The organism is Vibrio sabulosilitoris, from assembly GCF_055391395.1.
Genome location: NZ_AP029599.1, coordinates 1,170,528 through 1,182,916 on the forward strand (window position 1 = coordinate 1,170,528; position 12,389 = coordinate 1,182,916).

Sequence of the window (12,389 nt, forward strand, 5' to 3'; positions counted from 1 at the left end):
CCTAACCAACCAATAACAATGCTTGGTTGATGAAGGACCTAAGAAATGAAGAATGTATTAAAAATATTTCAAGCAGTGTGCTTACTGCTTGCCTCGCTAAGCGTGAGCTGGGCGGCGGTGAGCGATCAGGCAAGCTTCGAGCAAGCCTTGATTGGTAAGAACAACAGCCACAAACAGCAAGCGATTGAATGGCTGGTGGCCAACAGTGAAGCCAATCAGGCCAAACTCATCCTTAACAGCTGGCTGAACGGCCAATTGTACTATTTTGATCAATCCTCAAGCGAGCACCATCAGGCGCTGTTCGTGATTGATGATCCGAAAAAAGCGCCACTGGCACAGTATGCTTGGAGCGAGCAAACGCTGGCGATCGAGAACAGTCGTCAATTTAAACGGGTGCGAGTTAACAACCGCTTACGGCGTGAAATTCGTGCTGAGCTTGCCTCGCTGGGTATCAATAGCGATGAGGCCAGTGTGCGTCAGAGCGCCGTGATGGCCCTGCTAGGTACCGAAGATGATGAGCTTCTTGAGGCACTGGCGACTCGTCTGACGATTGAAGACGATAGCAAGGTCGCTGAGCTGATTGAGCTGGCCCTGGCGATAGATATCGCTAATGACGCAGAGCAAAGCGATGCTAAGCGCGTCGCGGCGCTTGATACCATCGGTGACTATAAGCTGCCGATTGTGGCGCAGACCCTTAATAAAGTTTTGGCGACTGAACCTGCAGCCGAGGTTGCGTCTGCTGCAAACAAAGCCTTGTCCCAGTATCAGCAATCCCAAAGCCTATATGCTGGCGTTGAAACCGTGTTCTTTGGCTTGAGCATGGGCTCAGTGTTAGTCCTCGCCGGGATTGGTCTTGCGATCACCTTTGGCGTGATGGGCGTGATTAATATGGCCCATGGTGAGCTGATCATGATTGGTGCCTATACCACCTACGTGATGCAGCAACTGCTGCCACAGCAAGTAGGCCTTGCATTAATCCTATCGATTCCAATGGCCTTTATCGTCTCCGGTCTGGTCGGTATCTTGATTGAGCGCAGCGTGATCCGCCATCTCTATGGCCGCCCGCTGGAAACCTTGCTTGCGACCTTTGGTATCAGTCTTATCTTGCAGCAAGCGGTGCGCTCTATCTTCTCTCCACTCAACCGTTCAGTAAGTACCCCAAGTTGGATGTCAGGGGCGCTTGAGATTAACCCAATGCTCTCGCTGACTTATAACCGCCTGTACATCATCGTCTTCTGCGTGATGGTGTTCTTTGGCCTTCTGATGGTGCTTAAGAAAACCCCGCTAGGCTTGCAGGTTCGTGCGGTTTCGCAAAACCGCGCCATGGCGCGCGCAATGGGCATTCGCTCTGAGCGCGTCGATGCGATGACCTTTGGTCTTGGCTCTGGTGTGGCCGGTATCGCTGGGGTTGCATTGTCGCAGCTGACTAACGTCGGGCCAAACATGGGCCAAGCGTACATCATTGATTCGTTTATGGTGGTGGTGTTTGGCGGTGTCGGCAACCTATGGGGCACGCTGGTGGCAGGTCTCAGCCTTGGCCTGTTTAACAAGGTGCTTGAGCCATGGGCCGGTGCGGTTCTAGCCAAGATCTTAGTCCTGGTGTTTATCATCCTATTTATTCAAAAACGTCCACGAGGCCTGTTCCCTCAACGTGGCCGTGCGGCTGAAGGTTAAGGAGCGCATTATGCAGTCGAAATCGTTTGTTCTTTCAGCCATGCGCGGCGATCGTGGTGGGCAAATTACCCTCCTGGTTCTGCTTGCTGCTGTTATTTTTGTCCCGTTGGCCAATACGTTACTCCCCATTGGCCACCCACTGCACGTTGAGACTTTTACCGTCTCACTGCTAGGTAAATACCTCAGCTATGCGATGCTGGCACTTGCCTTGGACTTGGTCTGGGGTTACCTCGGCATTCTAAGCCTTGGCCATGCGGCATTCTTTGCCATCGGTGGCTATGGGATGGGTATGTACCTGATGCGCCAAATTGGCGACCGTGGGGTCTATGGTGACCCAATCCTGCCGGACTTTATGGTGTTTCTTAACTGGGAGGAACTGCCGTGGTTCTGGCATGGCTTCGATCAGTTCTGGTTTGCAGCCTTGATGGTGGTGCTGGTACCTGGTGCTCTGGCGTATGTGTTTGGTTACCTAGCTTTCCGCTCACGGGTGTCTGGCGTTTACCTATCCATCATGACTCAGGCATTGACCTACGCCTTGATGCTGGCATTTTTCCGCAATGAGATGGGCTTTGGTGGCAACAATGGCCTGACCGATTTTAAAGATATTCTTGGCTTTAGCCTACAAAGCGACAGCACTAAGGTTGCCCTGTTTGTGATCACTGGCGTGGCACTGATGCTGAGCTACCTAGTGTGCCGCATGGTGGTCACCTCGCGTTTAGGACGAGTAGCACTGGCTATTCGTGATACCGAGTCGCGCACCCGCTTTATGGGCTATGACGTTGATGGCATCAAGCTGTGGGTGTTTGTGCTATCGGCAGTGATCGCCGGTATTGCTGGTGCCCTATATGTGCCTCAAGTCGGCATTATCAACCCAGGTGAATTCACGCCAATCAACTCGATTGAGGTGGTGGTTTGGGTTGCGCTTGGCGGCCGTGCAACCTTGTTCGGTGCTATCTTCGGCGCGCTTATCATCAACTACGCCAAGAGCTGGTTTACGGTTGAGTTTCCAGAAGTATGGCTGTTTGCCTTAGGTGGCATCTTTGTTCTATCGACCATGTATTTCCCGCAAGGGGTGATGGGCTTTATTAGCAGCAAAACTCAGCTGCTTGCCAAGCTATTTAAGCGCGATAAGAAAGCAGAGACACCAGTGAAGGAGGCCACGGCATGAGTGCATTGCAATCGGTACAGCAAATCAAGAGTAACTACCAATCCTTCACGCGACGTGATGAGGTATTTTCTTTTCTAAGGCCGGATGTGCACCCGGCGATCGATACCCGCCACAACGTACTGTTGTATGTCGAAGGGGTGAACAAGAGCTTTGATGGCTTTAACGCCATCAATGATCTCAACCTCTATATCCGTGAGGGTGAGTTGCGCTGCATCATCGGCCCCAACGGCGCTGGAAAAACCACCATGATGGACATCATCACGGGTAAGACCAAACCTGATAGTGGTCAGGTGTGGCTTGGCTCAAACATCAACCTGCTTAAGATGAACGAAGCCGAGATCGCGAATGCGGGTATCGGGCGTAAGTTCCAAAAGCCAACCGTGATCGAGTGTCTCACCGTATGGCAAAACCTTGAGCTGTCGATGGCGGGCGTGCGCTCGGTGTGGGGAACCTTCCGCGCACAGATGAGCGGCGAGCAGCGCGACAAGCTGGAGTCGGTGCTAGAGCTTATCCATCTCAAAGATGAAGCGACCAACAGCGCCGGTAACCTATCTCACGGTCAGAAGCAGTGGCTGGAGATCGGCATGCTGCTGATGCAAAACCCAAAACTGCTGCTGGTCGATGAGCCCGTTGCAGGGATGACCCACCAAGAGATGGACCGTACCTCAGAGCTGCTTAATTCACTGGCCGGTAAACACTCGGTAGTGGTGGTTGAGCACGATATGGACTTTGTGCGCTCGATTGCCAGCCACGTGACCGTGTTGCACCAAGGTCACGTACTGGCTGAAGGCAGCATGGACCAGGTTCAAGCCCACCCAGAAGTTAAACAAGTTTATCTCGGAGAATAGGATGTTAGAGATTCAATCGTTAAACCAGTTTTATGGTGAGAGTCATACCCTGTGGGATCTAGATATGACTATTCCCGAGGGTAAGTGCACTGTGCTTATGGGTCGTAACGGCGTGGGTAAAACCACGCTGCTGCAATGCATCATGGGCCTAGTGAAAGTCCAGAGCGGTGATATCAAACTTGGCGAGCAGTCGCTACTCAAGCTGGATGCCGAAGAGCGTCCACGACAAGGGATTGGCTATGTCCCGCAGGGAAGACAGATTTTTCCAATGCTGACGGTCCAAGAGAACCTTGAGGTGGGTCTGCCGATCCGCGCTAAGGGCGATCGCAAGATCCCTGAGTTTATCTTTGAGCTCTTCCCAGTGCTGAAAGAGATGCTTCATCGCCGCGGCGGTGACCTTTCCGGCGGTCAGCAGCAGCAACTGGCGATTGGTCGCGCGCTGGTGGTTAACCCGAAACTGCTTATCCTCGATGAGCCTACTGAGGGCATCCAGCCCAATATCGTCCAGGAGATCGGCGATATTATCCGCATGCTGAATGAAAAGCTCGGCCTGACTGTGCTCTTGGTGGAGCAGAAACTGCCGTTTGCGCGTAAGGTTGGTGATCGCTTCTGTATCCTCGACCGCGGTCGCCAAGTCGCACAAGGTGAGATTGATGAGCTGGATGAGCGCTTGATCAAGGAGTATCTGACCGTATGAGTGCAGTGCTGGAGTGTGATACGACGGCGAGCCACCAGATTGGTGGTGCAATTGAGCAGGATATCCGTGATGGCTGGAAGGCGCAGCTTGACCTGACCTTTACCCAGCGCGGCGATAAAACGGTGCTCAAGCACCGTTCTCAACGTGGACCGCTGGCAATCCAGCGGCCGCTTTATCCTGATGGCACCACTTGTCATACCTATCTACTCCACCCGCCAGGTGGAGTAGTGGGTGGCGATACCCTATCCATCAATGTCGATGTCGACCATGGTGCCGAGGTCCTAGTGACCACACCGGGGGCGACCAAGTTCTACCGCTCTGATAATAAATACGCGCGCCAAACCCAAGTATTGCGGGTCAAATCGGGGGCGCGATTGGAGTGGTTTCCCCAAGAGAATATCTTTTTTCCCAACGCGCACAGTCGCTTGGACACCGAAATCCACCTGGATGCCGATGCACAGTTTTGGGGCTGGGAGATGCACTGTTTTGGTCGCCCTGCACTAAATGAGGGATTTGACCGTGGTCATCTGATTGGCAAAACCGAGATATTCGTCGATGAAAAACGAATTATCACCGAAGGGTTAAATTTTATTGGTGGTGATAAGTTAATGATTAATAAAGGTTTGCTTAATTATCCATTGGTTGGAGCTCTGTATATCAAAACCAATGATATGCACTTGCTTGAGTTGGTACAGAGCTTGCTCTGTTCTAGTACAACAGGGATCCCAAAGGTCAATGGGCAGCCAGGTATCTTACTTGGTGTAACTCAGGTTGAACAGATGTTGGTCGTGCGAGCACTCGGTCACTGGAGCGAGTCGATGATCGATATTTTCAGCGCCGTGTGGCAACTCACCCGCGCGCATCTCACCGATACCACGCCAGACCGACCTAGGATTTGGGCAACATAATTTCAAATAAGATGTGAGCGGTAACATGGAATTATCACCAAGAGAAAAGGATAAGTTACTGATTTTTTGTGCAGGCCTACTGGCTAAGCAGCGCAAAGACAAAGGTTTAAAACTTAATTACCCAGAGGCGATCGCCTTTATCAGCAGCGCCATCTTAGAGGGCGCTCGCGAAGGAAAAACTGTCTCTGAGCTAATGGATTATGGGCGCACCCTGCTTGGCGTTGAGGATGTTATGGAGGGGGTGCCCTCGATGATCCCGGATGTTCAAGTCGAGGCAACCTTTCCTGATGGCACCAAGTTGGTCACAGTGCACGAGCCGATAGTCTAAGGAGGCGATGATGGCAGCAAGCAAAGTAGCCGTCGGTGGCTTCGTCCCTGGCGCAATTGAAACCCCAAGCGGTGAGATAGAGATCAACCAAGGACGTGATACCTGCAAAGTGGCCGTCAAGAACCTTGGCGACAGGCCGATTCAGATTGGCTCTCACTATCACTTCTATGAAGCCAACCAAGCGCTCGAGTTTGACCGTGAGCAGACCAAAGGCTTTCGTCTCAACATTCCTGCTGGTACCGCGACGCGCTTTGAGCCGGGCCAATCGCGCACGGTTGAGCTGGTGCGTTACGCCGGCAAGCTAGAGGTGTATGGCTTCCAAGGTAAAGTGATGGGTAAGGTCTAACCGCCTGCCTGAAAACTTCAATTTCTGCCCGCAAGCTCTGCGGGCAACCAAAACAAAAACAAAGGATTGAAAATGGCGACGATATCCAGACAGGCTTATGCCGAGATGTTTGGTCCCACGCTGGGAGACCGGGTACGTCTAGCAGATACAGAGCTGTGGCTTGAGGTTGAGAAAGACTTCACCGTGTATGGCGATGAAGTGAAATTTGGCGGTGGCAAGGTGATCCGCGATGGCATGGGGCAGAGCCAGCGCCCAAGTGCAGAGACCCCCGATTTGGTGATCACCAATGCCGTGGTCTTGGATTACTGGGGCATCGTTAAGGCCGACGTGGCGATCAAAAATGGTCGTATCCAAGCGTTAGGTAAAGCGGGCAACCCAGATGTGCAGCCGGGCGTTGATATCGTAATTGGCCCAGGTACTGAGGTCCTAGCGGGTGAGGGCAATATCCTCACCGCGGGCGGTATCGACTCACACATTCACTTTATCTGTCCACAGCAGATTGAAGAGGCGCTAGCCTCTGGCGTCACTACGATGATTGGCGGCGGCACCGGGCCTAACACCGGCACTAATGCGACTACGTGTACCCCAGGGCCTTGGAACATGCATCGGATGCTGGAATCGCTCGATCAGTTCCCAATGAACTTTGGCCTGCTGGGCAAGGGTAATGCCAGTCAGCCTGAGGCGCTGCGCGAGCAAGTTGCCGCTGGTGCAGTCGGGCTCAAGCTGCATGAAGACTGGGGTACCACACCGGCTTCCATCGATACCTGCCTTACCGTGGCGGATGAGATGGATGTGCAGGTAGCCATCCACACCGATACCCTTAATGAGTCGGGCTTTGTCGAATCGACCCTAGGCGCGATTGGTGATCGCGTGATCCACACCTATCACACCGAAGGAGCAGGTGGTGGTCATGCGCCAGATATTATTCGCGCCGCAGGCGAGGCGAATGTTCTGCCATCTTCTACCAACCCAACTCGCCCTTACACCATCAACACCGTTGATGAGCACCTCGATATGCTGATGGTGTGTCACCATCTATCGCCATCGATAGCCGAAGATGTGGCGTTTGCCGAGTCACGTATCCGCCGCGAGACGATTGCGGCCGAGGATATTCTCCATGACCTTGGGGCATTCTCGATGATCGCGTCCGACTCACAAGCCATGGGCCGCGTGGGTGAGGTGATCACCCGCACCTGGCAAACCGCGCACAAGATGAAAGTGCAGCGCGGCAGCCTGCCGGAAGACTCTAGCTACAGTGATAACTTCCGCCTTAAGCGCTATGTTGCTAAGTACACGATTAACCCTGCCATCACCCATGGTATGGCGCACGAGATTGGCTCGATTGAGCCGGGCAAGCTTGCCGACCTGGTGCTGTGGAAACCGGCCTTCTTTGGCGTTAAGCCAAGCGTGATCCTAAAGGGCGGCATGATAGCGATGGCGCCGATGGGTGATCCAAATGCGTCTATCCCGACCCCGCAGCCCGTTCACTACCGCTCGATGTTTGGTAGCTACGGTAAGGCGAGTCAGAACACATCAATGCTGTTTGTTTCACAGCAAGCAGCCAAAGACAACATCGCTGAGCAGTTGGGTCTCAATAGCCTGATTGGTGAGGTTAGCCACTGCCGTGATATCAGCAAGTCAGATATGAAGCTCAATGACTGGATGCCGAAGATTGAGGTTGACTCGCAAACCTATCAAGTGCGCGCCGATGGTGAGCTTCTAGTGTGTGAGCCAGCCGACGTGCTGCCGATGGCCCAGCGCTATTTCTTGTTTTAATTTCCTGATTAAGTTGTATAGGAGCCGATAACAACATGATTGAACTAACTCAGATCGACAGCCAAGGCAGTAATCAGGCCGACGGTTACTTGAGCCTGCCCATCGATAGCCGGATCAAGAGTCGCCTAAAGGTCACCCTCGACGATGGTCGTGAGGCCGGGCTGTTTTTGCCGCGCGGGCACATTCTACGTGGTGGTGAGCAGCTGCACAGTGAGTGTGGCTTAGTGGTTGAGGTCAAGGCTGCCCCTGAGCAGGTATCGAGTGTGTATTGCGATGATGCGCATCTGTTGACCCGCGTTGCTTACCATCTTGGTAACCGTCACGTGCCGCTGCAAGTTGAAGCGGGCTGGGTGCGCTACCAGCACGACCATGTGCTTGACGAGATGGTGGAAGGCTTAGGGGCAACCGTGACCTCAGAGCTGCAACCATTTGAGCCAGAGGGCGGCGCTTATGGCGGCCGCTCAGGTGGTCATCATCATCACCATTAATGCAGATACGCATCGTTATTACGGAATAAAAATACCCCTAAAGGAATCGATTATGAAAACCAAATTTACTGCAGCTCTAGCGCTGTTGGCTACCCCTTCTCTGGCATTGGCACACCCAGGTCATGACCACCACTCTTTCTCTGCAGGCCTTTTGCACCCTGTGACCGGTGTGGATCACCTGATCATGCTGGTCGCTTTTGGTCTACTGGTAGCCTGCGTTGCACTGACGCGCACGAAAGCACTTAAACTGGCAGGTGCAGGCATTGCGTCATTGATGGTGGGTCTGTTTGCAGGTCAAATGCTGGGCTTTGCCGCTATGGTTGAACCTGCGATCATTGCTTCATTGTTTGTGGTGAGCGTTTGTCTATGGCAAGCCTTCTCACCTTCAACTGCACGCGTTAACGTCGCTAGTGGCGCCGCGGTAGCGATGCTGTTTTTCCACGGCTACGCTCACGGCGTTGAAGCGACCGGTAGCGTATCTTTGTTTGCAATGGGTATGTTGCTCAGTGCGGCAGCGCTAATGGCGGCAGGGAACATGGTAGGCCAAGTGCTCCGCTCTAAGTGGCTATCGCTTGGTGTTGCTTCAGCAAGCGCCGTGCTACTACTGGCTGCATAAGCGCGGAGCCTGCCAATGAATCCGCTCAGCACAAGCCCGAAGCAGATCGCTTGCTACCGCTTGTTTCAGTTGATCAGCCCATCGCTCCCGATTGGCGGCTTTACCTACTCTCAAGGGCTAGAGTATGCCGTGGAGGCGGGATGGGTACATGATCGCGCCAGCATGGAGCAGTGGCTTGAATACATGGCGCAGTCGAGCATTGCGACCCTCGAATTGCCAGTACTAGAAAAGTTCTACCACGCGCTGGGTGAGCAGGATACGGATACCTTAATTCACTGGAGTGAGGTGCTGTACACCAGCCGTGAAACCAGTGAGCTGCGCGCCGAAGAGCGCCAGCGTGGCCTGGCAATGAGCACCTTGCTTGGCAAACTGGATATCGATTTAAGCCTGATACAGGACTTACCCTGTCAGCCCAACCAGCTATTAGGGCTGTGTGTTGCGGCTAGGGCGTGGTCTATCGATATCGATACCTTAAAGCAAGGCTATCTATGGAGCTGGCTTGAGAACTTGGTGACTGCCGGGGTGAAATTGATTCCCCTTGGGCAGACCGATGGCCAGCTGGCCTTGATCAATATTACCGACAGCTTTCCTCGCGTGATCGCGAGCGCATTACAAATAGAAGAGTGGATGATTGGCAGCTTTACGCCGTCGATTGCCCTAGCCAGTGCCCTGCATGAAACCCAGTACACGCGGCTATTTCGCTCATAAAAAAGATAGGAACAGAACAGAATGGAAACTTACAAACAACCACTACGTATCGGGATTGGTGGGCCGGTGGGCTCGGGTAAAACAGCCCTGCTTGAGGTCTTGTGTAAGTCGATTCGCGATAAGCTCAATATCGCCGTGGTGACCAATGATATCTACACCCAAGAAGACGCAAAAATTTTGACTCGCGCTGAGGCGCTAGAGCCGGATCGGATCATCGGTGTCGAAACCGGTGGCTGCCCACACACAGCGATCCGCGAAGATGCCTCAATGAACCTCGCCGCGGTTGAAGAGCTGGCGAAAAAGCACAAAAACCTCGATGTGGTGTTTGTCGAGAGCGGCGGCGATAACCTCAGCGCCACCTTCAGCCCAGAGCTCGCGGATTTGACCATCTATGTGATTGATGTTGCTGAAGGCGAGAAGATCCCGCGCAAAGGTGGTCCGGGCATCACTCGCTCAGACCTTTTGGTCATCAACAAAATCGACCTCGCCCCATATGTAGGCGCTTCCCTCGAGGTTATGGAGCAAGACACCGCCCGCATGCGCCCAACCAAGCCTTACGTTTTCACCAACCTCAAAGAGAGCCAAGGCCTAGACACCATCATTGACTTCATCGTCACCGAAGGCATGCTCACGCTCAAAAGCTAGCGTTTTTGAGCAGGTGCGAGGTTCGAGTTTCACTTCGTTCCGAGATGCGAGGAGTTTATCACGTGCGTTTGACTCCTCGCACCTCGTAGGACGCAGTCCGTCCCCGCACCTCGCACCCTAGCGCAAGTCCCCTCGAATCTTCTTATTTACCTTTGAACTGACGGCTTGCGCTTTGCACGCTTCGGTACATTTTCCCAAGCTGTTTGTCATGCGCACGCTGTTCGGCTAGGGTGGCGCCGTTGTGGCGTTGCTCGCGGAGGAGTTTGAGGTAGTTGTTGAGTCGGCGGGGCTCGAGCTCGCCGGAGTCCAGTGCGGCTTGGATGGCGCAGCCTGGTTCGGTTTGGTGGGCGCAGTCACTGAAGCGACAAGCACTGGCGAGCGTTTCGATATCGGCGAAGGTCTCGCTGACGCCTTGTTCGCAATCGGCCAACTGCAACTCGCGCATTCCCGGTGTATCAATCAATACTGCGCCAGCAGGCAGCACGTGAATGGAGCGTGAGGTAGTGGTATGGCGACCCTTGCTGTCATCCTCGCGGATCGAACCGGTGGCTTGTGCCTGTTGCCCCATCAGGGTATTGACCAGGGTTGACTTGCCGACCCCCGATGAGCCCATAAAGGCGACGGTTTGCCCTTGCTTGCACCAAGCCTCTAAGCTTTGGACGCTATCGGCGTCTAGAGCATTGACGGCTTCAACCATCATCAGCGGATTCAGTGCGCTGACCTGCTGCTTGAGCATGTCGCTATCGAGACACAAGTCTGCTTTAGTCAAAACCACCACAGGCTCAACCTCAGCATCCAGTGCAAGTGCTAGGTAGCGTTCAATACGACTAAGGTTAAAGTCATCGTTAAGCGAAACCACAATAAACAGGGTATCGATGTTGGCGGCAATTAACTGCTCCGCTACCTTGGTTCCGGCTGCTTTACGACTAAAAAGACTACGACGATCCAAAAGCCTCACAAACTGCTGGCCTTCATCGAGGATCACCCAGTCGCCGACCGTCATTGCAGGTAGGTTATGGTGAATATCCAGACGGATCTCACCTTGTTCAGAGCAGAGCACATAGCCGCTGCGATGGTGTGCGATAACGCGCGCAAACACTCTGCCCTCATAGTCTTCGAGTGACAGTTGCTGTTGAAAATACCCTTTCCATCCAAGCTGTTGGATTGAAGGTGTTTGAGTGTTTGTTGTGGTTTCTAAATTAATAGTTGATTGAGAAATAATCGTTTTTTGGTTCATTGCCGAATTGTCCCAGACGCGATCTTTAGATGTGACGATGCGCCTAAAAGTAATAACACGATTAGGGTCAAATTCGAGATGAGTTTAGACCCCGGATAGTCCGGGCTATGAAGATAAAAGTAGGGAAGTACTAGTAAGGAAAGGGTTGTGGTTTTCGTTACTTCTGCATAGCCCAGTGGTTAAAAGTCATTACAATCATTCGTGTCCTCCAGTTTTTGTTAGTCGTTACAGTTAATATACGTGGCGATTATAGCGATGAAATAATCGCCTTGTCTCTATTTTTTTCGTTTTGCGGCACACTGCAGGTAAATTCGATAACCCATTGCTAGTAGCGCGCAGATGGCCGAGGGCGCCATCAAGGCAAAAAAGGCCCAGCGGCTGAACAGGTAAGCTCCGACTGCGCCACCGCTGATAAAGCCGAGTGTGATCAGGCTAAACAGCAGTACGCGTCGACGGTTAAATGACTCACCGCGCAGCATAGAGCCAAGCATGATCCCAAGGTCGGTGATGATCCCCGTTAGGTGCGTGGTGCGGACAATCGCGCCGCTGTAAGTGGTCACCATGGCATTTTGCAGGCCGCATGCGGCAGAGGCAGCAAAGTGGCCATAGAAGGAATCATTCGCCAGCAGATACATCGCAATCAGCAGTAATAAGGCCTCAATCGCGAGGGCGGTATCGTAATGACGGCCAAGCTTAACGGCCGTGCTCGGTAGCAGTACGCCAGAGAGGGCAGCACCGGCAAAAAAAGCCACCACGACACCAGCGAGGTGCAAGGTGACTGAAGGGGTATGATTAAGCAGGCTGGCACCGATCAGCGTTGCCGTGCCAGATAGGTGTGACACCGATTGGTGCTCAAAGCCGAGCAAACCAATAGCATTAATACACCCCGCGACAAACGCGAGAAGAAATGCACCGTACTCGATCCATTTGGGGAGTTTTGTAATCAACCT

Annotated in this window: 14 protein-coding genes; 12 read left to right on the forward strand and 2 right to left on the reverse strand. The window is 53.1% G+C overall.

Features of this window, described 5'->3' with window-relative positions; genetic code table 11:
- The first annotated feature begins 45 nt into the window (after window positions 1–45).
- The 12 genes from urtB (at window position 46) to ureG (ending at window position 10,202) form a co-directional block, all read left to right on the forward strand.
- Complete coding sequence (gene urtB, locus ACZ5R2_RS05610) at window positions 46–1,674, forward strand: urea ABC transporter permease subunit UrtB (RefSeq protein WP_464901371.1); 1,629 nt, start codon at window positions 46–48, stop codon at window positions 1,672–1,674.
- A gap of 10 nt (window positions 1,675–1,684) precedes the next feature.
- On the forward strand, window positions 1,685–2,842 hold the full coding sequence (urtC, locus tag ACZ5R2_RS05615; protein ID WP_464901372.1) for an urea ABC transporter permease subunit UrtC: 1,158 nt from the start codon (window positions 1,685–1,687) through the stop codon (window positions 2,840–2,842).
- Window positions 2,839–3,690: an urea ABC transporter ATP-binding protein UrtD gene (urtD, locus tag ACZ5R2_RS05620; RefSeq protein ID WP_464901373.1), complete on the forward strand. Its 852-nt coding sequence runs from the start codon at window positions 2,839–2,841 to the stop codon at window positions 3,688–3,690. Before urtC ends, urtD begins: the two co-directional genes overlap by 4 nt.
- A gap of 1 nt (window position 3,691) precedes the next feature.
- Window positions 3,692–4,387 (forward strand): urea ABC transporter ATP-binding subunit UrtE, encoded by a 696-nt coding sequence (gene urtE, locus ACZ5R2_RS05625; RefSeq protein ID WP_438458999.1) that lies wholly within the window; start codon window positions 3,692–3,694, stop codon window positions 4,385–4,387.
- Window positions 4,384–5,295, forward strand: a complete 912-nt coding sequence (locus ACZ5R2_RS05630; RefSeq protein WP_464901374.1) for an urease accessory protein UreD — start codon at window positions 4,384–4,386, stop codon at window positions 5,293–5,295. Before urtE ends, ACZ5R2_RS05630 begins: the two co-directional genes overlap by 4 nt.
- Before the next feature lie 25 nt (window positions 5,296–5,320).
- Window positions 5,321–5,623 carry an urease subunit gamma gene (gene ureA, locus ACZ5R2_RS05635; RefSeq protein ID WP_438458997.1) on the forward strand — a complete coding sequence of 101 codons (303 nt, stop codon included), beginning with the start codon at window positions 5,321–5,323 and terminating at the stop codon, window positions 5,621–5,623.
- A 10-nt stretch (window positions 5,624–5,633) separates the two neighbouring features.
- The gene (locus tag ACZ5R2_RS05640) at window positions 5,634–5,969 is read left to right on the forward strand and encodes an urease subunit beta (RefSeq protein WP_438458996.1); all 336 of its coding nucleotides are present in this window, start codon (window positions 5,634–5,636) and stop codon (window positions 5,967–5,969) included.
- Between the two features lie 72 nt (window positions 5,970–6,041).
- Complete coding sequence (gene ureC, locus ACZ5R2_RS05645) at window positions 6,042–7,745, forward strand: urease subunit alpha (protein ID WP_438458995.1); 1,704 nt, start codon at window positions 6,042–6,044, stop codon at window positions 7,743–7,745.
- A 35-nt stretch (window positions 7,746–7,780) separates the two neighbouring features.
- Window positions 7,781–8,233, forward strand: coding sequence for an urease accessory protein UreE (ureE, locus tag ACZ5R2_RS05650; RefSeq protein WP_464901375.1), 453 nt, complete (start codon window positions 7,781–7,783; stop codon window positions 8,231–8,233).
- 52 nt (window positions 8,234–8,285) lie between these two features.
- Window positions 8,286–8,849 carry a HupE/UreJ family protein gene (locus tag ACZ5R2_RS05655; RefSeq protein ID WP_464901376.1) on the forward strand — a complete coding sequence of 188 codons (564 nt, stop codon included), beginning with the start codon at window positions 8,286–8,288 and terminating at the stop codon, window positions 8,847–8,849.
- Window positions 8,850–8,864: 15 nt separating this feature from the next.
- Window positions 8,865–9,557 carry an urease accessory protein UreF gene (locus tag ACZ5R2_RS05660; protein WP_464901377.1) on the forward strand — a complete coding sequence of 231 codons (693 nt, stop codon included), beginning with the start codon at window positions 8,865–8,867 and terminating at the stop codon, window positions 9,555–9,557.
- A 21-nt stretch (window positions 9,558–9,578) separates the two neighbouring features.
- Window positions 9,579–10,202, forward strand: a complete 624-nt coding sequence (gene ureG / locus ACZ5R2_RS05665; RefSeq protein WP_464901378.1) for an urease accessory protein UreG — start codon at window positions 9,579–9,581, stop codon at window positions 10,200–10,202.
- Window positions 10,203–10,344: 142 nt separating this feature from the next.
- Here ureG and rsgA read toward each other — a convergent pair whose 3' ends face one another.
- Together rsgA and ACZ5R2_RS05675 are read right to left on the reverse strand one after the other, a co-directional pair.
- Complete coding sequence (gene rsgA / locus ACZ5R2_RS05670) at window positions 10,345–11,439, reverse strand: ribosome small subunit-dependent GTPase A (protein WP_464901379.1); 1,095 nt, start codon at window positions 11,437–11,439, stop codon at window positions 10,345–10,347.
- A 275-nt stretch (window positions 11,440–11,714) separates the two neighbouring features.
- Window positions 11,715–12,386 carry a YoaK family protein gene (locus ACZ5R2_RS05675; RefSeq protein ID WP_464901380.1) on the reverse strand — a complete coding sequence of 224 codons (672 nt, stop codon included), beginning with the start codon at window positions 12,384–12,386 and terminating at the stop codon, window positions 11,715–11,717.
- Between the last annotated feature and the right edge of the window lie 3 nt (window positions 12,387–12,389).

Bases quoted from the DNA above. Each gene is read 5' to 3' on its own strand.
- urtB (WP_464901371.1), top strand. From the start codon at position 46: ATGAAGAATGTATTAAAAATATTTCAAGCAGTGTGCTTACTGCTTGCC.
- urtC (WP_464901372.1), top strand. From the start codon at position 1,685: ATGCAGTCGAAATCGTTTGTTCTTTCAGCCATGCGCGGCGATCGTGGT.
- urtD (WP_464901373.1), top strand. From the start codon at position 2,839: ATGAGTGCATTGCAATCGGTACAGCAAATCAAGAGTAACTACCAATCC.
- urtE (WP_438458999.1), top strand. From the start codon at position 3,692: ATGTTAGAGATTCAATCGTTAAACCAGTTTTATGGTGAGAGTCATACC.
- ACZ5R2_RS05630 (WP_464901374.1), top strand. From the start codon at position 4,384: ATGAGTGCAGTGCTGGAGTGTGATACGACGGCGAGCCACCAGATTGGT.
- ureA (WP_438458997.1), top strand. From the start codon at position 5,321: ATGGAATTATCACCAAGAGAAAAGGATAAGTTACTGATTTTTTGTGCA.
- ACZ5R2_RS05640 (WP_438458996.1), top strand. From the start codon at position 5,634: ATGGCAGCAAGCAAAGTAGCCGTCGGTGGCTTCGTCCCTGGCGCAATT.
- ureC (WP_438458995.1), top strand. From the start codon at position 6,042: ATGGCGACGATATCCAGACAGGCTTATGCCGAGATGTTTGGTCCCACG.
- ureE (WP_464901375.1), top strand. From the start codon at position 7,781: ATGATTGAACTAACTCAGATCGACAGCCAAGGCAGTAATCAGGCCGAC.
- ACZ5R2_RS05655 (WP_464901376.1), top strand. From the start codon at position 8,286: ATGAAAACCAAATTTACTGCAGCTCTAGCGCTGTTGGCTACCCCTTCT.
- ACZ5R2_RS05660 (WP_464901377.1), top strand. From the start codon at position 8,865: ATGAATCCGCTCAGCACAAGCCCGAAGCAGATCGCTTGCTACCGCTTG.
- ureG (WP_464901378.1), top strand. From the start codon at position 9,579: ATGGAAACTTACAAACAACCACTACGTATCGGGATTGGTGGGCCGGTG.
- rsgA (WP_464901379.1), bottom strand. From the start codon at position 11,439: ATGAACCAAAAAACGATTATTTCTCAATCAACTATTAATTTAGAAACC.